Source organism: Aquimarina sp. Aq107 (assembly GCF_943733665.1).
Lineage (GTDB): Bacteria > Bacteroidota > Bacteroidia > Flavobacteriales > Flavobacteriaceae > Aquimarina.
Genome location: NZ_OX030782.1, coordinates 3,623,283 through 3,644,583, shown reverse-complemented (window position 1 = coordinate 3,644,583; position 21,301 = coordinate 3,623,283). Strand labels below are relative to the sequence as shown.

Genomic DNA, 21,301 nt, shown 5'->3' with positions numbered 1-21,301 from the left:
GAGTTTTATTCTAAATAGAAAACAAACCAATCATGAAAAAATCATTAATACTATTTACGTTTCTTGTTTCTTTAACAAAATTACTAAGTCAGGAAGCTCCTGTTATTCAATTAAAAGATTCTACTGAGTTGAGACTTTCTGTTTTAAAGGTAGATGTAAAAATTGTTGGAAATTTTGCTACTACTACATACGATATGAAATTCTATAACGAATTGGATAGGACGTTGGAGGGTGAATTGGTATTTCCTTTGGGGCAGGGACAATCAGTATCTGGATTTACTATGGATGTCAATGATAAAATGAGAGAAGCGGTTATTGTAGAAAAAGAATTGGCACGAGTTGCTTATGAAAGTACTGTAAGACAAAATATCGATCCTGGTCTTTTGGAAAAGACACAAGGAAATAATTATAAAGCTAGAATTTATCCGATTTTACCAAAAAAGTATAAGAATATTGTGATTACTTATGAACAAGAATTGTACAGCAAGAATAATTCTAAGCTTTACGAATTGCCTCTTAGTTTCACAGATACTCTTGATGAATTTTTGATTGATATAGCTGTTTATGGAGATGAAAAGCCGCAGACAAATAATGATGATATAGTTTTTCATCAGGAGGGTAATAAATACAAGGCATTAATAAGTAAAAAGAACTATATAGCTTCTTCTTCAATTATTATTGATATTCCTAAAAATGTAGGTTCAAGACAAGTAATTACTTATGATGATTTTTTCTATATTAATCAACAGTTAAAGCCCAATTCCAGATTAAAGGAAAAACCAAACAGTATTACAATTTTATGGGACTCTTCATTTTCTAATAATCATAGGAAAATTAAAAAAGAACTAGAACTGTTGGATTTGTATTTTAATTATTTACAAAATGTAAAAGTGGAATTTATATCTTTTAGTAACTCAATGCATAACACTAAAGAGTTCGGGATTGCTAATGGAAATTGGTCTATTTTAAAAGAGCAGATAGAAGGACTAGCATATGATGGAGGTACTTCTTTGGGTTTCTTAGATAATATGAAAATAAGATCTGAAGAAGTTTTGTTTTTTACCGATGGGTTAATCAATCTAGGCGGTTTTACAAAGAAGATTAATAGAAGTATTTATACTGTAAATTCTTCTGTTTCTGGGGATCACGAATTTATGAATGAAATTGCAACAACTTCAGGAGGTAATTATATAAACCTTACTAGATTTTCTGCTAAGAATGCTTTGGAAATTTTAAAACATGAAACCTATCAGTTTTTAGGAATAACCAAGAATGGTATGGTAGAAGAGGTATATCCGAATCAAAATATAAATGTGCTATCTGATTTTTCTTTAACCGGAAAGTTTAAAGAAAATACTACAGTCAAATTACTTTTTGGATATGGGAATAAAGTAACAGAAGAATTTAAAATTTTCATATCTCCTGAAACAGAAGATAAGACCATAAGAAGACTATGGGCAAAACAAAAACTCACATTTTTAAATAAAAATAAAAAAGAGAATAGGGGAAAAATTATCTCTTTAGCAAAACAATATAAATTAGTCACAGAATACACTTCTATGTTAATTTTAGATAGAATAGAAGATTATGTTAAATACCGTATAGAACCTCCACAAGAGTTAAAAGCTGACTATAAAGAATGGATTGTGAATATTGAGGAAGAAGAATTATATAAAAAGGGAAAAATTGAAGAGAGACGAGCAGATTTGTTTGAAGATTATGAAGATTTATGGACGTGGTACATAACACAATTTCCGAAGAAAGTACAAAAGCCCAAAAATCAAATTAATAATAGAAATACAAGTAATAATCAAAGTACACAACAAGACACTAGTATTGATACCTCCCGAGAACCGACAACTGATGAGACAAGCGTATCAATAGAAACGAGTAGAAATAGAATTGACGTAACAAAAAGAATTGTATCTGGTGTGATTACTGACGACAAGGGTTTGCCATTGCCAGGAGTAAATGTATGGGTAGAAGAAACTAATAATGGTACTCAAACAGATTTTGATGGAAATTTCAGAATTAATGCTGAAGTCACACAAGAATTAAATATATCATATGTTGGATTTGCTTCTAAAAAAATTGCTACTACCAATTCGAGTAACCTACAAATTAAGTTAGAGGAAGATGCATCGCAGTTAGAAGAAGTAGTGGTGATTGGTTATGGCGCTCAGAAACGAAAATCGATGACAGCATCAGTCGTTACTGTTACAAATCAATCATTTTCTGAAGCTGTTGCTGGAGTTCAGGTGGATAATTCGCAACCAGGAACAAATTCATCTGTAGTAGTTAGAGGTGTATCCTCAATTACTTCAAATTCTAAACCTCTTTATATAGTTGATGGTGTACCTGTTCAGGGAAACCCAACGAATGAATTACTGCCTAATCAAATAGAATCTATGCAGGTTTTAAAAGAAGCAGCAGGAGAAGCATTGTATGGTTCTGCGGGGAATAATGGTATTATTGTTATTACTACAAAAGAAGGGAAGAAAAATAACTTAGAAAAAATTGAACAGTTAAATCAAAAAATTTCAGAAAAAATAGAATTAAAGTCTTGGAATCCTGAAGCTCCTTATCTAGCGAAGTTAGCAAAAGAAGAGACTGTTGATTTAGCATATGCTAAATATTTAGAGATTAGAAGTCAATATGCCAATACTCCTTCATTTTACCTTGATGTAGCCGACTTTTTTGATGAAAGAGAAGCTCCTGAGATAGCAATCAAGATATTAACTAATCTGATTGAAAAAGACTTGGATAATCATGAATTAATGAGAGCATTGGCTTATAAATTAGAATATTTTGAACAAAATGAACTGGCTGTCTTTGTATATGAGAAAATATTAGAATTGAGACCAGAAGAGCCGCAATCCTATAGAGACCTAGCTTTGGTTTATGAAAGTATCGGTGAGTTTCAAAAGAGTTTTGATCTCTTATATAAAATTCATAATGGGGATTTGTTAGAAAAAGATGAAGATGAACGTTTTTTGGGAATTGAACAATTGGCTTATGTAGAACTCAATAGATTGGTATATAAGTATAAAAAGAAACTTAAACTACCAAAATCGGTAGAAAAGGTGTTTAAAGAAATTCCGGTAGATGTAAGAGTAGTAATTGATTGGAATCATAATGATACAGATATTGATTTATGGGTTATAGATCCAAATGAAGAAAAGGGGTATTATAGCAATAAAGAAACAGAAATAGGAGGTAGATTATCCGAAGATATGACTGAAGGGTACGGTCCAGAAGAATATATGCTTAAAAAAGCTATAAAAGGGAACTATAAAGTAATGATTGATTATTATGCCGATAATGTGCAAAAAATATCCGGTCCAACGATTTTAAAAGTAACTATGTTTACGAATTATGGAAAGAAAAACGAATCAAAAAAAGTAAGTATTGTAAGGTTGGGTAAACAAGAGGCAGAAATTGAGATTGGAAGTTTAAAATTTTAAGAAAACACCTTAATAGTACTATCTTTGTCCTTCTATGAGTAGGATTTTAACCAAACAAGAACTTCATAATCTAGCAATGAATATTGTTGGAGAAGAATTGGAAAAAAAGGGTTTCGAGTTTATTGCTATTAATAGTAAGTTAGGGAAACATCCACAGTTTGTATGTATTGATACATCGAATCAACGATATTTTGTAATTGTAAAGGCTATATCTTATCCAGATAATCCGCATAATTATGATATGGTTTGGATGGAAGCGTTTAAAAAGCACGCCAGAGAACAAGAAGCTAAGGTTTTTTATGCGGGTGTGGGATTACAAAATTCCGAAAACCCAAATAAACCTGTTTTCTTAAATGAAGCATATGCAATGGAATATGCTGGATTACAAGTAATAGAAACTCATCTCAATTAAATAACATGATTCGTAATTTCCTTTTTTTACTTTTAGTGATATGCTTGTTTTCATGCAATAAGGAACCAGAACAGCATTTGAATTATACCAACGGAAATGCATTTGGAACTACCTTTTCGGTTCAGTTTATTGATTCAAAAAAAATAGATCTATCAAAATCATATGATAGTATAGTAACGGTTATCAATACTTCTATGTCTACCTATCAAAATGATTCTGATATTTCTAGAATTAATCAAGGAGATGCGACAGTTACTATTGATGATCATTTCCAAACTGTATTTAAAGCATCTAAAAGAATTTATAAAGAAACAAATGGAGTTTTTGATCCTACTATTGGAGTTTTAGTAAATGCGTGGGATTTTGGACCAGAAGGTAAAATAGTAGCATTAGATAGCATTAAAATAGATAGTTTATTGGTTTCTGTTGGGTTGGATAAAGTTACTTTACAAAAGGATAAGGTTATAAAACAACATAAGAATACTTTTATTGATTTTAATGCATTAGCAAAAGGGTATGCGGTGGATGTATTTGCAGATTTTTTAGAATCAAAAAAAATAGAAAACTATCTGGTTGAAATAGGAGGTGAGATCAGGGGAAAAGGAAGTAATTTAATTAAAGAACAATCTTGGAAAATAGGAGTCGAAGATCCTAATTTTGATCAAACGCAATCTTATAGTAAAGTTATTTATTTAGAGGATGAAGCAATGGCAACTTCTGGTAGTTATCGCAAATTTAAGGTTGATGAATACGGAAACAGATATGCTCATATTATAGATACAAAAACAGGATATCCTCATAAATCTAATCTATTAAGTGTTTCCGTATTAACAGAAAAATGTATGGACGCTGATGCATATGCTACAGCATTAATGTCCATGGGTTTAGAAGAATCTATAGCGTTTTTAAAAACTCACCCTAAGCTAAAAGTATACTTTATTTATGAAGATGATCATAAAGAATTGAAAACACTTAACCTGAATAGTTTTCCTGAAAACTAAATTTAACTATTTAACCAGTTTTTAAAATCACTAGTTTTTTGTCTACTTACAATAAAATCCTGATCTCTTGGATTTAGAATTCCTAATTTAACCCGATGGTTGAAATAGGAGTCTATCTTCTGAATTGAATTTTTAGAGATAATTTGACCACGATTAATTCTATAGAATTGATTCGTGTCTAATGAACTAAATAATTGATCCATAGTCTCATCAATAATAAATCTTTTATCCAGAGTGACACCAAAAGTGATACTCTCCTGAGAATAAAAATATAATAGATCGGCTATTTTAATTTGCGTAAAACCATTTCCTTCTTTAACTAATATACCTTCTCTTTTATTAGTAGTTTGTATACTGCCAAGAAGTTTTTTTAAGATCAATGGATCAACTATAGGTTGCTTGTTAGATTTTTTAAACTTATCCAATGCGTGATTTAATTCTTCTTGTTGGATTGGTTTTAACAGGTAATCTATGCTGTTAACCTTAAATGCTTGGATAGCATATTGATCAAAGGCTGTAGTAAATATGATAGGTGCATCAATATCTATTTTTTGAAAAATTTCAAAACTTAATCCATCAGCTAACTGAATATCCATAAATACTAAGTCGGGTGATTTATTTTTATGAAACCATAGTACTGCATCTTCTACAGTATCAATGATGTCTAATAATTCATAATTAAATTTTTCAGCTTTCAGCTTATTTTGCAGTTGGTTGGCTGCTCGTGGTTCATCTTCAATAATCAGTATCTGCATAATTGTTTTTTTGATCAGATGATTTTAATAATGGAAGGGAAACAATAAAATGGTTTCCATCGTTTTTTATTTCAATAGGTTCATTAGAGATTAACCCATATCGTTTTTCAATGTTTTTTAACCCAACTTTGGTGGATGGTACTTTAGTAGATTTTGGTTGAATCTTATTTGTTATATATAAAGAGTTGTTCTCAACTTTTACTGATATGATGAGTGGCTTTGATTTAGAAATTACATTATGCTTTATTGCGTTTTCTAATAAAAGTTGAAGGCTCATCGGTACTATCATCATATTTAATGAGGCTTCTGGAATATCCCAATACACTGTTAGGTTTTCCCCAAACCTTTCTGACTGTATGTGGATATATGATCTGGCGAATTTTAATTCATTTTTTAATAATGTCAAATTTGCATTCCCAGATTCTAATATAAATCTATAGACATCAGCTAATTTATCTACAAATTCCTTAGCATCTTCTTTAGAGTTTTGATCAATGATATCTCTAAGAGTATTTAAAGTGTTAAATAAAAAATGTGGCTGAGCTTGATTTCTAAGTGTATCCAATTGTGCCTGCACTATCATTTGTTTTGCTTGTTCCTCATCTCTTATAGATTTTTTTAGTCTTACATAAAAATAGATAGCCTCATATATCGCCATAGTCATAGTGCTAATCAAAATTACTGGAACTAATACTTTAGCTCTTGATAAAGGATTGTAGTTTAATCCCCAAATAAAAGATAATACCATATTGCCGAATACATCAACTAGAAAAACCGTACTCACAATAGCAATAAAGAACAAAAAGATACGCTTCGAATTATCTTTAAAATCGGGGAGTCTTTTTCGTAAAAGAATCATGATGGCGCGAATGATAAACCAATCACAGGTGGAAAAGAAAAGGGATACACTCCAACTAATAATTGCCTTACCAAAAGGAAGCCGAACGAAAGAATTGCTAAATAGGTAATCCGTAATAAAACTAAGGATTAAAATTCCGATGATAATAAACCAAAAGTCATCAAAACCTAAGTATTTTATGCGCTTCTTTTTATTAATTAGCATGTTGGTTTAATTATAGTTTAAGTAATGGTATACCTTGCTTGGCTTGATAAAAAGTAAACCCAATCCATCCAGCGTATAGCAATCCAAAGATAAGTACTGTGATGATTTGTTTTTTATTAGAAACAGTCCATTTTTTAGACAGCCATAATGCGAATAACGGAATTATTTGTATACCGTGCAATCCAAAAAAATGTGCTACTCTAAGATCTCCACTTATAGTACTCCAATTGACTAATGGAAGACCAGCGCCACCATCTGCTGCACCAACATTATGAGCCATCTGCGAAATCATTTGACCACCTATCCAACTTCCGAAAAATACAATTAACCAACCCATCAGAATAGCATATTGAATAGATCTGGGAGTATTTAACTTTAATCGTAAAGTGTCAATAATGAACAATATCATTATTAATATATTGATTCCTATTAATAATCCCATTGCTAGGAATAACATTCCATCAAATAAGGTCTCTTCGTTATAATGGGAACGTACTCCTCTTGAACCCTGATATACAATGATTGCTAGTTCAATTAATAGTGTCCAAACAACTAGATTGTTTATAATGTTTTTTTTCCTTTTAGAATATGGATATAGTGTTATCAAATATCCAACTGTTAGGGTATAGATACCAATGGAGATGGAAAATTTTAAAGGTTTGATCCACACATTCACTCCCATTAGGGTTCTGTCATCAATTAAAACTCCGGATAGACAAAAAATTGCGGTTATAAAGTATATGATGACTGCCCAATATAATATGAGGTTTTCTTTTTTTACTTCTTTGAATATTTGATTTAGATGTTTCATGATTTATTTTGTTTGATTGATTTGATGATTAAGAAGAGTAGAAGTCCAATTGGTCCTAACATAAATGTTGCAAAAAGACAAGGTGCTATTAGCAGTTGATGTATTCCAATCTTTTTATTTTGATCTAGTATCCACATACCTACCATTAGATCAAAAGCTAGATAATGTACCCAACCAGCGAGTACTGCGTTTTCTTCGGTAAATAAGGCCATCACGGAAGCTAAACTTCCGAAATCCATGCCTCCACCAATTTGTATTGCCTGAAAAATATAAAAGGCGTAAATCAGGGAGAGTGCTATGGGAATTATTTTGAAGTCAATTAAGAACCTGGTTATTTTCCATTTAGGTAGTAGTATCATTAGTACCCACATTGGCATAGCAATCATATTAGCTATAGAAAAAGTATCTGCGGTAGTCATATCTGTTTAGTTTTAGTTAATAGCCTTATTAAATGATGACTCGAATATCTAGAAATTAAGAAGGAAATGAAATGATTTAATTTTCAATCGTCGTCATTTTAAGTTGAATTGTAACATAGGTAGTTAATTCATAACCTAACATTGGGAAGTATGAAAGAAATTTAAATTGATACTATAACAATCAAAATGTTACATAGAGAAAATGAATAGGCACTTTTACTCATTGAGAGTGGGTGTTCTCTCATTTAGACTTTTAATTTTTTTAGATCCTAATTAACTTCAGTTTTAATAGGTAATATCTACCGTTTTATAACATTACGAAGTTTCTAAAACATTATAGCTTCTTATATAAAAATGGAACAAAAGTTGTTACAGGTATTATCTATAAAAAACTAACTAAACTTATATCATCAATATGGGGTACAATGATGAGATTAAAATTTTCAACGGGATATTACATGGTAATAATAAAATCTTAAAAGATTTTTATAAAAGAAATTTTATCATAATAAAAAGTTTTATTATCAAAAATTCTGGAACAGAAAAAGATGCTGAAGATATATTTCAGGATGCTCTTGTTATTCTGTATCAAAAAATAAAAAATGATTCTTTAGTGCTCGACTATTCTATACATACATATTTTTATGGTATTTCTAAAAATATTTGGATGAGAAGGTTAAATAAGTTAAAAAAAGTTTCTTGTTGTGGAAGGATAACTGATTTTGTGTCGGATACAAACTTTTCTATAATAGATAATATAGAGCAAAGAGACCGTGAATCACTATATAGAAAATATCTCTTAAATCTTAATTGTAAATGTAAAGATCTATTATTTTTATTTTTTGATGGAAAGAGTATGAAAGAAATCGCTCAATTAACGAATTATACTGAAGGATATGTAAGGAAGCGAAAATTTGAATGTAAAAAACACCTAATGGAATTGATAGCTAAAGATCCGTTATATTCTGAACTTGGTAGTGATAAAAAATCTGATATAAAAAAAGATGTTTCTTGATGAATATTTTTTACGCCTTATAGCAAACGGGAAGTATTTCTCCGGGAGCTAGACAGTATTTGATTACTTCTTCTTTAGATAATTCATTTGTGTAATCAACCTCATTAACCTTAAAACCAATAGAACGCAGTTTATCAAAGTAATCTCTTCCGTAGACTCTTACATGATCATATTGACCAAAAATTTGGGCACGTTTTTTTGGGTCAATAATAGTGTTATCTTCAAAAGTAGTTGCTCTATTAAGATCTTGCGGAATTTGAAGAATAGCCATACCTCCAGGTTTTAGAACTCTTAATAATTCTTGCATTGCCTTAGTGTCATCAGGAATGTGTTCTAAAACATGATTACAAAATATGATATCATATTGATTACTATCAAATGGGAGGTCACAAATATCTGCTTTTACATCTGCTAATGGAGAGTTAAGATCGGTAGTGTTATACTCCAAGTTTTTTAAATGTCTAAACTTTTTATAAAAAGCCTGTTCAGGAGCAAAATGTAATACTTTAGCTTTAGCAGTGAAAAAATCAGTTTCATTTTTTAAATACAACCAAAGTAATCGATGACGTTCTAAAGATAGGGTAGAAGGTGAAAGAACATTGTCTCTTTGATTTCCATATCCATAGGGTAAAAATTTAGAAAAACTTTTTCCATCGATAGGATCTGTAAAAGTATTTCCTTTAAGGAATATAGAGATTATAGGTCTTACAGCATAACTCAAACGAATTAATAAAGGCCTAGGAATTGTGTTTAATATAAACTTGAAGAGTTTTTTCATGTTTTGAAAAAAACTAAACCGCTAATAATTCTTGTCTAAATGCATCTTCTTCATCAGATTCTATACCTAATGCCTGATAAATATATTTAAACGTAGAAAGAATTTCGGGCTTACCGTCTATAATAGCTACATCATGTTCAAAATGAGCGCTTGGTTTACCATCTGCAGTTAGTATTGTCCAACCATCTCTTAATTGCTTTATACGGTGTGTGCCCATATTAGTCATAGGCTCTATTGCCACGACCATTCCTTCTACAAGTTTTTTACCTCTTCCACGGCGACCGTAATTAGGCATTTCTGGATCCTCATGCATTTTACGCCCTAATCCGTGCCCCACTAATTCTCTCACCACACCATATCCTGCTTCTTCTGTAAATTTCTGAATTGCATATCCAACATCACCAACACGTTTTCCAACTTTTAATTCGGCAATACCTTTATATAATGACTCTTTGGTAATCTTGAGTAAGTGTTCAACTTCTGGAGCTATTTCTCCTACTGGAAAAGTATATGCGTGATCCCCGTAAAATTCATTTTTAATGGCTCCGCAATCTATGGAGATGATGTCTCCTTCTTCTAATGGAGTATTATTAGGAATACCATGTACTACCTGAGCATTTGGACTCATACATAAAGTGTTAGGAAAATCATATAATCCTAAAAATCCGGGAATGGCTCCATGATCTCTAATAAACTCTTCTGCTAGTTTATCTAATTGAAGTGTAGTTACTCCTGGTTTAACTTCTGGAGCAAGCATTCCAAGCGTTTTAGAGACAATTAGAGCACTCTCGCGCATTAATTCAATTTCTTCACGTGTTTTAGTAATGATCATAGTATCCTCATTAAGGATGGCAAATTTACAAAGAATATTAGGATTCAGTCAATTGATCAAGTTTTAATCTCCGATAAGAATTCTCTTTTTAGTGCTCTTAGGATGATGATTTTATTGAATTTTTAAATTAAAATAGGATTAATTTTATATGAAATATACTTTTTTATAAAAAAAATATTGTCCTGAAAAACCCTGTTTTACCTGAGTTTTTTGCTGATAATTAGGAAGTGCATCAAAAAAAAATAAAAAAATACGCAGCGTTTTTACTTTTTCAGGTTTAATAGATAGAAAACACATTATAATATTCATTTAAAAAAGTAAACCATGAAAAAATTATTGATTTGTATAGCAGGATTAGGGTTAATGGTAAGTTGTGCCGTAGAGGATATGGATGATACGGTATCTATCCAGAATAGCGATAAAGAAAATTTTGAAATGTATCATAGTTTGGATGGAGCGATGGACAGTTTTGATTTAATTTCTGAATCGGCTTTTAATGAGGTGCAGAGTTCTTCTAGGAATTCTAAAAGCAGTTGTGTGTCTATAGAATTATTGGTGTCTAACGAAGAGGCTTCATTACCAGGTTTTGAGGGGTATGATTATTATAGTAAAATGATTTTGGATTATAGAGAAGAACAATGCCAATTTGATGATTGGAGTGGTAAATTAGAATACTATGTAGCTGGAGTGTTTAACGAGCAATGGAAGGATTCTACAGTATTTAAAAATGTTAGAGGACATGAAGGTTATACATTTGACGGTTATAGAGTTGCGGAACAAAATTCAACATTAAGCACAGAAACAACGAAGGTTTTTGATGTTGTTATTGATGGAGTAATTACTGAACCTAATGGTGATTCTTATCGGTATACAACAAATAGAAATTTTACATTTGAAAATCGATTCTCGGCAGATGAGGTTGTTATTTTAGAAGAATCTTCTTTAGTAGAAGGTATTACCCAAACATACTTTATGAAATCAGAATCTGTAGAAAATGAACCTTTAGTATATAAAGTAGCTTGTTTCAATAGATTAAATTTCTTGAGATATCCAGTTCAAGGATCTTTGGATTTTACCAGTAGTTTTGGTGTTAATTTTAATATTGATTTCGGAGATGGCGCTTGTGATAGAGAGGTCACATTAACAGGAGATAATGGAGAGTCTATTGTTTTTGATTTATAATAGATAGTTTAGTTAAATTCTAAAAACCGTCTGCAGACTATTTGCAGGCGGTTTTTTTATTTAGTTTTAAAAGAAATATAAGATTACTAATTGATTAGATTAGAAAAAATATATCCTATTAAAGTTTTATCGTGAAGTTGCTATATCTGCTTAGTAACTGTCTTACAGGTGTATTGAATATCTTTTTTATAACCTTGTGAAAGAGGTTCATATTTTCTATTAAAAATATGGCCTTTATAGTTTATTTGGTTTATACATTAGAAGATCTATTCGATCTTTCAATTGCTTCGAATATGAATGATTTATTATGTTTTTTTTAGTTAATTGTCGAGGTGGCCTGCAAAAATCAATAAAACATCAATATTTATTGAATTTTAAAAGTTAAATAAGAAATTTTAATATATGAATAATATTTACGTAGTAGTTCTGTAAAGTTGGGTGGAGGTGTTTTTTAAATTAGAGCATTTTTATGAAGATATGGTTTTGCGATATTGAAATTTTATTCCAATTAGCCAGTTGATGGTGTATCAAACTCTTTATTTAGCACATCCTTTTCCTGTAATTATATATACATCATCTTCTTTGGTTAATTTAAGATTTAAAGATGTTGTTAGCTTTTTCAATATTTGTGAGATCTTATCATTATTAAAAGATCCAGAATATCTACAGTCTAATATATTACGGTTTTTTAATAGGATTTTGGCATCGTAATTATTTCCAAGGTCATTAATGATTTCGTTTATGGTAGTATTTTGATAAAATAATTTGCCAGTTTTCCACGCAAATCGATTCGGAGATTTTTCTAATACTGAAATTCCTCTATCATCTATTCGTAAACTCTCCCCAGGAGCTAATATTTTTACTTCTTTTGTTTCATTATGAACTATTTTTGCAGATCCTTGGATTAAAGTCATTAAATCCGCTTCCGGGGCAGAATGCATAGCAAAAGAATTACCAGTAATTTGTACTTTACCATGTTTTCCAAAAAGAATGAACGGCTTGTATTCATCTTTTCTGATGTTTAAAAATACAGTGCCAATAATATCAGCTCTGCGATACCCTTGTTTTGTAGCTGTAAAGTTTACCTTACTATTTTTTCTTACTACAATCGTACTAGAATCTGGTAGCGTATTGTATTTTGTTCTTTCTGTAAATGCATACTTGTCAGAAGCAGTATATGTTACTGTGATAACACCTTTTTCTATAATTTCATCCTCAGGCTCCAAGGTGGTTACATCGATCTGTTTATTTTCAGTTTCCTTAGAAGATTGATCTATTATAGTTGGTTCATCCTTGCTAATGAGCGTGATATTCTTTTCTTTTTTCTCTGAGATAGAATCATGAATTATAGTTGTCAGATTATTATTATCATTTTTAGTAATATTTTCTGTATTGGTTGTTTCTATATTAATGCTTGAAGTTCTATTGTTTTTAAAATAGTATATGGTAAACACGCCAATAATCATTAGAATTATGAAACCGGCAGTATACCAATAAAACAAACTTTTGTCATCGGATTTTTCTTGTACAGCATCAAAAATTAGATCAAAGCCATCTCTAGACGATTCTATAATGTCGTCTTTAAATTTTGTCTGCAAAAGCTCTTTTAAAAGGTCTTTATCCTCTTTCATCTGTTTCTCATTTAGAGATAATTATTGATATTTTTCTATTCCGATAGCTCTCATGTTTTCTAAAAGCTTTTTTCTCGCTCTCGTATAGTTAGATCTAGATGTACTTTCTTTAATCTTCAATATCTTTCCTATTTCTTTATGTGAATATCCTTCAATAGCATATAAGTTTAATACATATCTATATTGTTCAGGGAGTTCATTTATTAGTGTTCTTAATTTGTCTGAAGAAAGTTGTTTGGAAAAGTGATCTTTTTCAAAATCATCTAATTCTTGTATTTCACCTTCTTCTATTAATTCTGAATTATCTATTAGAACTGTTTTTTTTCTCTTATGCCAATCATCAATTGCACAATTAACTACAATTCTTTCGATCCAACTTCCTAATGTACCATTATGTTTATATTTTTTTATGTTTTTAAAAACCTTAATAAATGCTTCTTGTACAATATCTTTTGCATCTGATTGATTTTTACAATAGCGAAAACTTACCGCAAGCATCCTGGGCATAAAAGTATTATATATTTTTTCCATAGCATTCCGGTCATTCTTTTTACAAGCTTTAACCAGTCTGTCTTGTTCTTCTTTATTCATGAATAAGGGTTAGTGCTTACTCTCATAAAACATAACTGAGGATATAGGATTTCGCTGCGTGCTATTATTATAAAATTTATAATAATATATTAAAGATACTAAAATGAAATGTTTGTTAATTAGAATGCGAATTTCTTTGGTCTTATATAACTGACATTTTAACTACGTTTTAGACTCACTAAACGAAAAATGCTATTTTGAAGATAATTAATGAATAGATTTGTGTTATAATTTAAAAATCAGTTAGTTATGAAGTATTTAAACCCTTTTTTTCAGATGAACTTTAACGTATGTATTAGTTTTTTAAAAGATCTTGCACAAGGATCGGCGTATGCATTAAAAAGATAAATTCAATATTAATTTTAATTTAAAATATTTAATTTAAAATATTTAATTTATGTACTTAATGTTAAATAATAACGCAAAAAAAATATAAAGATGAGTATAAGATTTACTAAACTCATCTTTATATTTTTTATGTATTTACTATCTATTTCTTCAATAAAGATTTTTGTGTCATTGCTTTTGGTTGTTCTAGACCGATAAGATCCAATATTGTAGGTGCAATATCCCCTAACACACCATCTTCTATTTCAATACTATCAGTATCAATTAATATAACAGGAACTGGATTTGTTGTATGCGCTGTATGAGGAGATCCATCTGGATTAATCATAGTTTCGCAATTACCGTGATCCGCGATTAATATAGTAGTATATCCATTTTCTAATCCACTTGTTACAACATTTTTTACACATTGATCAACAGCTTCACAAGCTTTTATTGCTGCTTCCATGACTCCTGTATGACCTACCATATCCCCATTAGCAAAATTTAGACAGATAAAATCTGTCTCACCTTTTTCTAATTCAGGAACTAATGCATCCTTTAGTTCATATGCGCTCATTTCGGGTTTAAGATCATAGGTGGCAACTTTTGGCGAGTTTCTAAGAATTCTAGATTCACCTTCAAATGGTTCTTCTTGCCCTCCAGAAAAGAAAAATGTAACATGAGGATATTTTTCTGTCTCTGCTATACGAATCTGTTTTTTTCCAGCTTTGGATAATACTTCGCCTAAGGTTTCTGTGATGTTGTCTTTATCATAAATTACATGAGTATTTTTAAAATTCTCATCATAATTGGTCATCGTAACGTAATATAGAGGCAACTTATGAGTATTATATTCATGCATGTCGGATTGAGAAAGCATTTCTGTGAGTTCACGACCGCGATCCGTTCTAAAGTTAAAGAATATAACAACATCATCCTGTTTAATTGTAGTCACAGGAGCTCCTTCTTCCTCTATTACTATTGGTTTAATAAACTCATCAGTGATATCGTTATCATAATTTTTTCGAATACTTTCAATAATATTATCAGTTGGAGTTCCTGTTCCATTAACCAGAAGATCATATGCTAGTTTAACACGTTCCCATCTTTTATCTCGGTCCATTGCATAGTATCGCCCAACGACAGATGCTAATTTTCCGGTAGATGTTTCCATATAATCTTTAATCTCCTTAATATGATTTATTCCAGATTTTGGATCTACATCACGACCATCAGTAAAAGCATGTAAAAAAACATTTTCTAACCCTTCAGAATTTGCTACATCCAATAACCCTTTGATATGATTAATATGAGAATGAACGCCTCCGTCACTAACCAATCCTAACAGATGAACATTTTTATTGTTTTCTTTAGCATATTTAAGAGCATCAATCAGAGTTTGCTCATTTTTTAGTGTATCGTTTTTGATAGCCATATTAATTTTGGCTAAATCTTGATATACTATTCGTCCTGCTCCAAGATTCATATGACCTACTTCACTGTTTCCCATTTGGCCATCAGGAAGTCCTACGTGTAAACCATCAGTTCTTAAGGAAGCGTTAGGGTATTTTGTGTATAAATTATCAATAAATGGAGTCTTAGCATGATCGATTGCAGAAACTTTAGGATCTGGCGATGTTCCCCATCCATCCAGAATCATTAAGATTACTTTTTTGTTCATTTCTTTTCTATATACGATTTGATGTTTTTCAATCACTTATTTAACTGATTGCTGACAACTTTGATTAGAGGCTAAATTACAATATAGAATAGAAGCAGACAAAAACCTGTTGATACTGATTTCTGATTTTTGAAGGTTTAGATTGTTATGTTTGGATGTTTTTTTGAGAAACTAATAATAGATCTTAGTGAACAAGGCATAAAATAGCTAATTCTTAGTAATGATTGGGTTTTAATGATGATAATTGAATTTTTGATTTATGTAAGATGAACAATAATTTTTTCAACTCACATGTGTAAATAATTGATAAATTATGGAATTGTAAATTTAAATATTCGTGACTAAAACGTTAATTTTTTAAAATATTATCAAATTTTTAAGTTGATTATTGGTTAAAAATCTGTAAATTAGGTAAGTGTATAAAAAACTATTATCTCTTTTATTTTATTAAAAAATTAATAAATCAATATACTAACTTCAATAATTCACAACATTATGAGAAAAACAATTATGGCAGTATTAATGATTCTATTCATTATACCTGTAAACTTTGCTTCAGAAAAAGTAAAGGTAAGTGATAGTAAGGATTATGAATTAACTATTAATAAAGTGGATCCTTTTTTTATGGCGGTTATTAAAGGAGATCTTGATACTGTGGCAAAAATGATAGATGATGGGAGTGATGTAAATCTAAGATTGGATGGAAAAACACCTTTAATGTATGCAGCTAGGTATAATCGAGTTGATATTATAAGGTTATTAGTTGGAAAAGGAGCTTATCTTGAGGCTAAAGACAGTCAAGGTAATACTGCTTTGAAATTTGCAGAATTAGCTAATGCTAAGGAAGCAATGGATCTTCTTAAAGAAATGTCTTAAATTTAATTTTAAAATTCCGAAAAACTTCGATTAGTAAGTTACTAATCGAAGTTTTTATTGCACACTATATTCTTTAATAGCTTCTTGAATTTTTTCAATACGATTATCGGGGTCAGGATGTGTACTTTGAAATTCTGGAGTACGGTTAGGTCCAGCCGCATTTTTTAGAATTTCCATTACTCCGATCATTTCTTGAGGATTATAACCAGAATTTATCATAAATAAAACTCCTAATTTATCGCTCTCTAATTCATCGTCTCTACCATTTCCTAAAAGAACATTTTGTCCTATCCCATTTACAAGTCCACCAGCATCAGCACCTACAGAAGCTCCTGTAGAAATTGTTTTCCAAAACTCGTGTTCTGCTATACGTTCTGCAGAATGTCTTCCTAAAACATGTCCAATTTCATGTCCTAGTACACCAGCTAGTTGATCTTCATTTTGTAATTTTGAGTAAAGTGCGTAGGTAATGAATATTTGACCACCTGGTAATGCAAAAGCATTAATAGTATTGGGGTCAGCTAGAAGATGAAATTCATATCGGTAATCAGATTCTCTGGCCATTGTATTATTGACAAGTTTGTTTCCAACATTATCAACATAGTTTTGAAGTCTTTGATCTGGATATAGTCCTCCGTGTTGTCTAGTCATTTCAGGTTCGCTTTGGAGACCAATAGCGATTTCCTGTTCCGTAGTCATATTAATATTCTGAACTCTATCCGTATATTCATTGAGGGTTTTGTTGTTACATTTCTTGATAAAAGCAAAAGCCACAATAGCAAGACCTATTAATATTCTTATTTTTAATCCACCGCGTCTCATCAATTATTTTTTGGTTAAAGTAAAAGTTTTGGAGTTCTAAAGTTACTAAATATAAAAGTTGCTTACCAAATAAATGTATAAGAGGTCATTTTTTGGTAAGCAACTACTAGGGGATTCAAATTCGTGTTTTTTAAACACGAACAGTGCTAATTAGCATAGTTGATTGATGGTTAACGATAAAAAAGTTGAGTATAATAATATCTACCACTTTCGTCTTTAATTGCGGAGATACCAGTATACATATAATTACCTTCTATGTTTTCTCGATGTCCTGTACTATTTAACCAACCATCAACAACACTTTGAGCATCAGTGTAAAATCTAGCGACGTTTTCGGCTGTTCCAGTGGCATTCTCTTCATCTCCCAATATATTTCCTCGCTGATTAAAATTATCATGATTGATTTCTTCAATAGATATCATATATTTTGTGTGATCAATAGCAAGTTGCTCTGCAGTGTCATTTTTTGATAATGTTGATAATCCGAGACTTTGTCTATGTTGATTTACTAATACAAGTATATCATCAGAAATGTTTGTCTCATTAGTAAGTTCATCGGTATTTACATCTAAATTCGTGGAATCATCCTCAGATGAACAAGAAACTATAATTGTTGAGATACATACCGTAAAGAAAAATTTAAAAAATACTTTCATAGATATAATAGGGCTTTTTTTAGTATAACTGAAAGAAATATGTTTTAGTATGTTTTACAGTAATTTAGGATTGATATCTAATACATTTTCAGTAATATACTGTTGTATAAACTCGACTGTAAAATAATTACTACCTAATAGGTTAGTATTCTGTAATTCATTTTTTATATCCAGTTTTTTATAAGATTTGAGCATGGGTATAGATATAGGAGCATAGGAATAATGCCAAGGTTCATATTTAAAACCTTTTCTATCTTTTTTGTTTGTATAAACGAGATAAAATCCAAAACTATTGGCGTGGATATCCATCCATTCCTTGAATTTACAAAATGGACCTTCTTCATGAAAGTTTTCTTCTAGAAGAAGGCCTTTAGGTTGTTTAGGTGTTCCGTCTACGATATCAATATCTGTACCCCAATGATGACGTGAAGTCCCGGGAATAGTAGAATATTCTATTATTTTTTTTATGGCATTAATAGGGGATAAGCCCTCTTTAGTAAATTTTTTATATTTACGTTCCCAGATTCTGTTTTGATGTGCATAGTTTCGATAACTCGAAACGGTTTTTATTTTAATACCACTTTCCGAAGCTTTATTTTTCATTTTTAAAAATGCTTCGTGAGCTTCTTTTCTCAGTTTATAAGTGTCTCCATAAAAAACAGGATTACTTTTTCCCATTAAATCATCTTTGGTAAATTCTAATTGAATCATATTCAGTGAAGATAATGAGAGTGCAGTGAGGCCTAATCCACTAATTTTTATGAAATCTCTTCGTAGCATATGGATATAGGCTTGGTTTTTTATAGATGTATTTAATTATTAATTTATATTATTCTAGTATTCCATCAACAATACCATATTCAATAGATTCTTGGGCATCCATCCAATAATCTCGATTAAAATCTTTTAGTACTTTTTCAATCTCCTGTCCACAGTTATCTCCAAGAATTTGAGCACTTAATTCTTTAGTTTTAAGAATCTCGGTAGCTTGGATTTCTATATTGGAAGCTTGTCCTCTAGCTCCGCCGCTTGGTTGATGAATCATTACCTTGGCATGAGGTTGAATAAACCTGCGTCCTTTTTCTCCTACACTTAGTAAAATGGAACCCATGGATGCTGCTAGTCCCGTACAGATTGTAGAAACAGGGCTTTTCAAAGCTTTTATAGTATCATACATGGCAAATCCAGATGTTACATAACCACCAGGACTATTGATGTATAATTTTATTTCATCATTACTTATCATATCTAGATACATAAGCCTGTCAATGACATGCTTAGCAGATTTGTCATCTACTTGCCCCCATAGAAAAACACTACGCTCTTCTAAAAATTTTTTATCGATTATATCTTGGATTTTTCCAGCTTTTTCTTTCATCAGTAATTAGTTTACAATTGTTTTTCTAAAATTAAGTGCATACAGTATTTATAAAATATAAATATACACCAATAGCTAAAAGTATAATTATTTTGGAAAATATGACGATTTATGAGATAACAAATTTGATACTTTTATTAAAGAATCTAATATTTAACATGATTTTAGAAATCTATTTCTTTATTAGCGAAATCTCTTATTACTATTAATGAATTTATTATTTCAAAAAAAAAGTTGTTTGATAAGGTTTTGAAAGGGGTATAGTAATCTAATTTTCTAAATACTCAAATGTGAAGTATTATTTACAACTTCGGATTAAAAAGCCCAATTTACGTCTTAGTTATTGAAGTAATAATTGAGGATTAGAATTTATCTATTTATGTAAAGGTAACCAGCTCTATCCTTTGTTCCTTCTATATTTAAAACATAATAATAAGTTCCTACAGGTAATTCTTCTCCTTTAGCAATCGTAGCTCTACCTTCAGAAATACCATTAAATCCTTCTGAGGTTTGTTGAACTTCATGGTATGCTTTTCGATTGTATACTAAAACCCCCCATCTATTATAAACGAATAATTCGTTATCCGGGTATTGAACTAATCCTTGTATTACAAAAGTATCGTTAAAACCATCTCCATTTGGAGAAACAGCAGTGAAAATTTCTAAGTCTCCATCTAATATAATACTAGAGGTACCAAAAGTTAAAGCTACAAAATTATCAGGAACTATTAATTCAGAAGTGATTTCTCCACTATCAAGATCTCCTGTAATGAAAGTGTTTCCTAGATTAATCCATTGTTCTAAATTAGGATCCCATCCCACAACTCTAAGATCAGATAAATCATTTACTAAAGTTGGAATATTACTATTGGTATCCCAGGTTAAGGTAACTCTTGTTTCTTCGTCTCCGTCTACATCCCAAAATTCAAAAATACTAATTCCATATAATAAATCTCCAAAGCTATTAGTATCAAAGTTGTCTGGGAAAAAGTTTGGGAAGTTAGGGTTTTCAAAGAAATAAGCGGCTCTTGCAGTATTGGTTGCGGCTTGATTTTCAATACGTGCCGGTCTATGACGGAAATCATCACCGATTGGAAAAGAAAAATCTAATTGACCAGTGATTGTAGCATATCCATCTACATAACGATCATTATTTTCTCCTAAGTACGGTGCATCATTTATATAATCTAATGAAACTTGTATTTGATCTCTAGGGGTAAAGACTCTTCCGTTAGTAAATTCTTGAAAATTATTAACTCCAACCGGAACTTCTAAAAATAAATCATCTATTACATCGATTTCCATATCATGGAAAATTGGGCGATTACTTCCAGAAATTGTTAAACTATTTTGGTTATAGAAACCAGTAAATCCAACATTCTGATCAAAAGTACCATCATTAATAACATCGAGATGAAATCCTACTTGACCTTCGTCATGTATTTGCACATTTCCGAAATTATGGAATGTTAGTTGAGAAAATATAGTAAAGGGTATATTTAATAAACCAATTAGGAGTAAATATGTAAGCTTAGTGTTTTGGGGTAACATTAAATTACGGTTTTAAAGTAGTTTTGTTACGCGAATATATGTAAAAAAAATGA

20 protein-coding genes are annotated in these 21,301 nt (G+C 30.6%); 6 read left to right on the top strand and 14 right to left on the bottom strand.

All coding sequences use genetic code 11. The features are described from left to right. Window positions 1–32 precede the first annotated feature (32 nt). From NMK29_RS15655 to NMK29_RS15645, 3 genes are all read left to right on the top strand, one after another. A complete protein-coding gene (locus NMK29_RS15655) occupies window positions 33–3,464 on the top strand; it encodes a VIT domain-containing protein (RefSeq protein ID WP_108801832.1) in 3,432 nt (1,143 codons plus the stop codon). Window positions 3,465–3,498: 34 nt separating this feature from the next. Next, window positions 3,499–3,876 carry a Na(+)-translocating NADH-quinone reductase subunit F gene (locus NMK29_RS15650; RefSeq protein WP_108801831.1) on the top strand — a complete coding sequence of 126 codons (378 nt, stop codon included), beginning with the start codon at window positions 3,499–3,501 and terminating at the stop codon, window positions 3,874–3,876. Between the two features lie 77 nt (window positions 3,877–3,953). Beyond that, window positions 3,954–4,877 (top strand): FAD:protein FMN transferase, encoded by a 924-nt coding sequence (locus NMK29_RS15645; RefSeq protein WP_234424202.1) that lies wholly within the window; start codon window positions 3,954–3,956, stop codon window positions 4,875–4,877. Between the two features lie 2 nt (window positions 4,878–4,879). On the opposite strand, the gene NMK29_RS15640 is transcribed toward NMK29_RS15645, so the two are convergent. The 4 genes from NMK29_RS15640 to NMK29_RS15625 are packed head-to-tail and all read right to left on the bottom strand — an operon-like array spanning window position 4,880 to window position 7,925. Next, on the bottom strand, window positions 4,880–5,632 hold the full coding sequence (locus NMK29_RS15640; RefSeq protein ID WP_108801829.1) for a LytTR family DNA-binding domain-containing protein: 753 nt from the start codon (window positions 5,630–5,632) through the stop codon (window positions 4,880–4,882). Then, a complete protein-coding gene (locus NMK29_RS15635) occupies window positions 5,613–6,695 on the bottom strand; it encodes a sensor histidine kinase (RefSeq protein ID WP_108801828.1) in 1,083 nt (360 codons plus the stop codon). Before NMK29_RS15635 ends, NMK29_RS15640 begins: the two co-directional genes overlap by 20 nt. A gap of 10 nt (window positions 6,696–6,705) precedes the next feature. Beyond that, window positions 6,706–7,506, bottom strand: a complete 801-nt coding sequence (locus NMK29_RS15630; protein WP_108801827.1) for a hypothetical protein — start codon at window positions 7,504–7,506, stop codon at window positions 6,706–6,708. Continuing rightward, a complete protein-coding gene (locus NMK29_RS15625) occupies window positions 7,503–7,925 on the bottom strand; it encodes an ABA4-like family protein (RefSeq protein WP_108801826.1) in 423 nt (140 codons plus the stop codon). The genes NMK29_RS15630 and NMK29_RS15625 overlap by 4 nt, the downstream gene beginning before the upstream one ends. A gap of 415 nt (window positions 7,926–8,340) precedes the next feature. Here NMK29_RS15625 and NMK29_RS15620 point away from each other — a divergent pair, with 415 nt between their 5' ends. Further along, complete coding sequence (locus tag NMK29_RS15620; RefSeq protein WP_108801825.1) at window positions 8,341–8,940, top strand: RNA polymerase sigma factor; 600 nt, start codon at window positions 8,341–8,343, stop codon at window positions 8,938–8,940. A 10-nt stretch (window positions 8,941–8,950) separates the two neighbouring features. Here the strand turns inward: NMK29_RS15620 and NMK29_RS15615 are convergent, their stop codons facing one another. Both NMK29_RS15615 and map read right to left on the bottom strand, forming a co-directional pair. Further along, window positions 8,951–9,718, bottom strand: coding sequence for a class I SAM-dependent methyltransferase (locus tag NMK29_RS15615; protein ID WP_108801824.1), 768 nt, complete (start codon window positions 9,716–9,718; stop codon window positions 8,951–8,953). Between the two features lie 13 nt (window positions 9,719–9,731). Further along, window positions 9,732–10,550, bottom strand: coding sequence for a type I methionyl aminopeptidase (gene map / locus NMK29_RS15610; RefSeq protein WP_108801823.1), 819 nt, complete (start codon window positions 10,548–10,550; stop codon window positions 9,732–9,734). A gap of 324 nt (window positions 10,551–10,874) precedes the next feature. Between map and NMK29_RS15605 the strand changes: the two genes are divergently transcribed. Further along, window positions 10,875–11,732, top strand: coding sequence for a hypothetical protein (locus NMK29_RS15605; RefSeq protein WP_108801822.1), 858 nt, complete (start codon window positions 10,875–10,877; stop codon window positions 11,730–11,732). 536 nt (window positions 11,733–12,268) lie between these two features. On the opposite strand, the gene NMK29_RS15600 is transcribed toward NMK29_RS15605, so the two are convergent. From NMK29_RS15600 to gpmI, 3 genes are all read right to left on the bottom strand, one after another. After that, window positions 12,269–13,363: a FecR family protein gene (locus tag NMK29_RS15600; RefSeq protein WP_108801821.1), complete on the bottom strand. Its 1,095-nt coding sequence runs from the start codon at window positions 13,361–13,363 to the stop codon at window positions 12,269–12,271. Window positions 13,364–13,384: 21 nt separating this feature from the next. Beyond that, window positions 13,385–13,954: an RNA polymerase sigma factor gene (locus tag NMK29_RS15595; protein ID WP_108801820.1), complete on the bottom strand. Its 570-nt coding sequence runs from the start codon at window positions 13,952–13,954 to the stop codon at window positions 13,385–13,387. A 490-nt stretch (window positions 13,955–14,444) separates the two neighbouring features. Continuing rightward, window positions 14,445–15,965: a 2,3-bisphosphoglycerate-independent phosphoglycerate mutase gene (gene gpmI / locus NMK29_RS15590; RefSeq protein ID WP_108802305.1), complete on the bottom strand. Its 1,521-nt coding sequence runs from the start codon at window positions 15,963–15,965 to the stop codon at window positions 14,445–14,447. 495 nt (window positions 15,966–16,460) lie between these two features. On the opposite strand from gpmI, the gene NMK29_RS15585 reads away from it, so the two are divergent. Beyond that, window positions 16,461–16,841, top strand: coding sequence for an ankyrin repeat domain-containing protein (locus NMK29_RS15585; RefSeq protein ID WP_108801819.1), 381 nt, complete (start codon window positions 16,461–16,463; stop codon window positions 16,839–16,841). A gap of 54 nt (window positions 16,842–16,895) precedes the next feature. On the opposite strand, the gene NMK29_RS15580 is transcribed toward NMK29_RS15585, so the two are convergent. From NMK29_RS15580 to NMK29_RS15560, 5 genes are all read right to left on the bottom strand, one after another. Beyond that, window positions 16,896–17,663, bottom strand: coding sequence for a M48 family metalloprotease (locus NMK29_RS15580; RefSeq protein WP_108801818.1), 768 nt, complete (start codon window positions 17,661–17,663; stop codon window positions 16,896–16,898). Window positions 17,664–17,833: 170 nt separating this feature from the next. After that, window positions 17,834–18,319, bottom strand: a complete 486-nt coding sequence (locus NMK29_RS15575) for a CAP domain-containing protein (protein ID WP_108801817.1) — start codon at window positions 18,317–18,319, stop codon at window positions 17,834–17,836. 54 nt (window positions 18,320–18,373) lie between these two features. After that, on the bottom strand, window positions 18,374–19,099 hold the full coding sequence (locus tag NMK29_RS15570) for a M15 family metallopeptidase (RefSeq protein WP_108801816.1): 726 nt from the start codon (window positions 19,097–19,099) through the stop codon (window positions 18,374–18,376). A gap of 49 nt (window positions 19,100–19,148) precedes the next feature. Then, on the bottom strand, window positions 19,149–19,697 hold the full coding sequence (locus tag NMK29_RS15565; protein WP_027395685.1) for a ClpP family protease: 549 nt from the start codon (window positions 19,695–19,697) through the stop codon (window positions 19,149–19,151). A gap of 369 nt (window positions 19,698–20,066) precedes the next feature. Continuing rightward, window positions 20,067–21,248 carry a gliding motility-associated C-terminal domain-containing protein gene (locus tag NMK29_RS15560; RefSeq protein WP_108801815.1) on the bottom strand — a complete coding sequence of 394 codons (1,182 nt, stop codon included), beginning with the start codon at window positions 21,246–21,248 and terminating at the stop codon, window positions 20,067–20,069. Window positions 21,249–21,301: the final 53 nt, after the last annotated feature.

Excerpts from the sequence above, each read along its gene's own strand:
- NMK29_RS15655 (WP_108801832.1), top strand. The coding sequence starts at position 33 with ATGAAAAAATCATTAATACTATTTACGTTTCTTGTTTCTTTAACAAAA.
- NMK29_RS15650 (WP_108801831.1), top strand. The coding sequence starts at position 3,499 with ATGAGTAGGATTTTAACCAAACAAGAACTTCATAATCTAGCAATGAAT.
- NMK29_RS15640 (WP_108801829.1), bottom strand. The coding sequence starts at position 5,632 with ATGCAGATACTGATTATTGAAGATGAACCACGAGCAGCCAACCAACTG.
- NMK29_RS15635 (WP_108801828.1), bottom strand. The coding sequence starts at position 6,695 with ATGCTAATTAATAAAAAGAAGCGCATAAAATACTTAGGTTTTGATGAC.
- NMK29_RS15630 (WP_108801827.1), bottom strand. The coding sequence starts at position 7,506 with ATGAAACATCTAAATCAAATATTCAAAGAAGTAAAAAAAGAAAACCTC.
- NMK29_RS15625 (WP_108801826.1), bottom strand. The coding sequence starts at position 7,925 with ATGACTACCGCAGATACTTTTTCTATAGCTAATATGATTGCTATGCCA.
- NMK29_RS15620 (WP_108801825.1), top strand. The coding sequence starts at position 8,341 with ATGGGGTACAATGATGAGATTAAAATTTTCAACGGGATATTACATGGT.
- NMK29_RS15615 (WP_108801824.1), bottom strand. The coding sequence starts at position 9,718 with ATGAAAAAACTCTTCAAGTTTATATTAAACACAATTCCTAGGCCTTTA.
- map (WP_108801823.1), bottom strand. The coding sequence starts at position 10,550 with ATGATCATTACTAAAACACGTGAAGAAATTGAATTAATGCGCGAGAGT.
- NMK29_RS15605 (WP_108801822.1), top strand. The coding sequence starts at position 10,875 with ATGAAAAAATTATTGATTTGTATAGCAGGATTAGGGTTAATGGTAAGT.
- NMK29_RS15600 (WP_108801821.1), bottom strand. The coding sequence starts at position 13,363 with ATGAAAGAGGATAAAGACCTTTTAAAAGAGCTTTTGCAGACAAAATTT.
- NMK29_RS15595 (WP_108801820.1), bottom strand. The coding sequence starts at position 13,954 with ATGAATAAAGAAGAACAAGACAGACTGGTTAAAGCTTGTAAAAAGAAT.
- gpmI (WP_108802305.1), bottom strand. The coding sequence starts at position 15,965 with ATGAACAAAAAAGTAATCTTAATGATTCTGGATGGATGGGGAACATCG.
- NMK29_RS15585 (WP_108801819.1), top strand. The coding sequence starts at position 16,461 with ATGAGAAAAACAATTATGGCAGTATTAATGATTCTATTCATTATACCT.
- NMK29_RS15580 (WP_108801818.1), bottom strand. The coding sequence starts at position 17,663 with ATGAGACGCGGTGGATTAAAAATAAGAATATTAATAGGTCTTGCTATT.
- NMK29_RS15575 (WP_108801817.1), bottom strand. The coding sequence starts at position 18,319 with ATGAAAGTATTTTTTAAATTTTTCTTTACGGTATGTATCTCAACAATT.
- NMK29_RS15570 (WP_108801816.1), bottom strand. The coding sequence starts at position 19,099 with ATGCTACGAAGAGATTTCATAAAAATTAGTGGATTAGGCCTCACTGCA.
- NMK29_RS15565 (WP_027395685.1), bottom strand. The coding sequence starts at position 19,697 with ATGAAAGAAAAAGCTGGAAAAATCCAAGATATAATCGATAAAAAATTT.
- NMK29_RS15560 (WP_108801815.1), bottom strand. The coding sequence starts at position 21,248 with ATGTTACCCCAAAACACTAAGCTTACATATTTACTCCTAATTGGTTTA.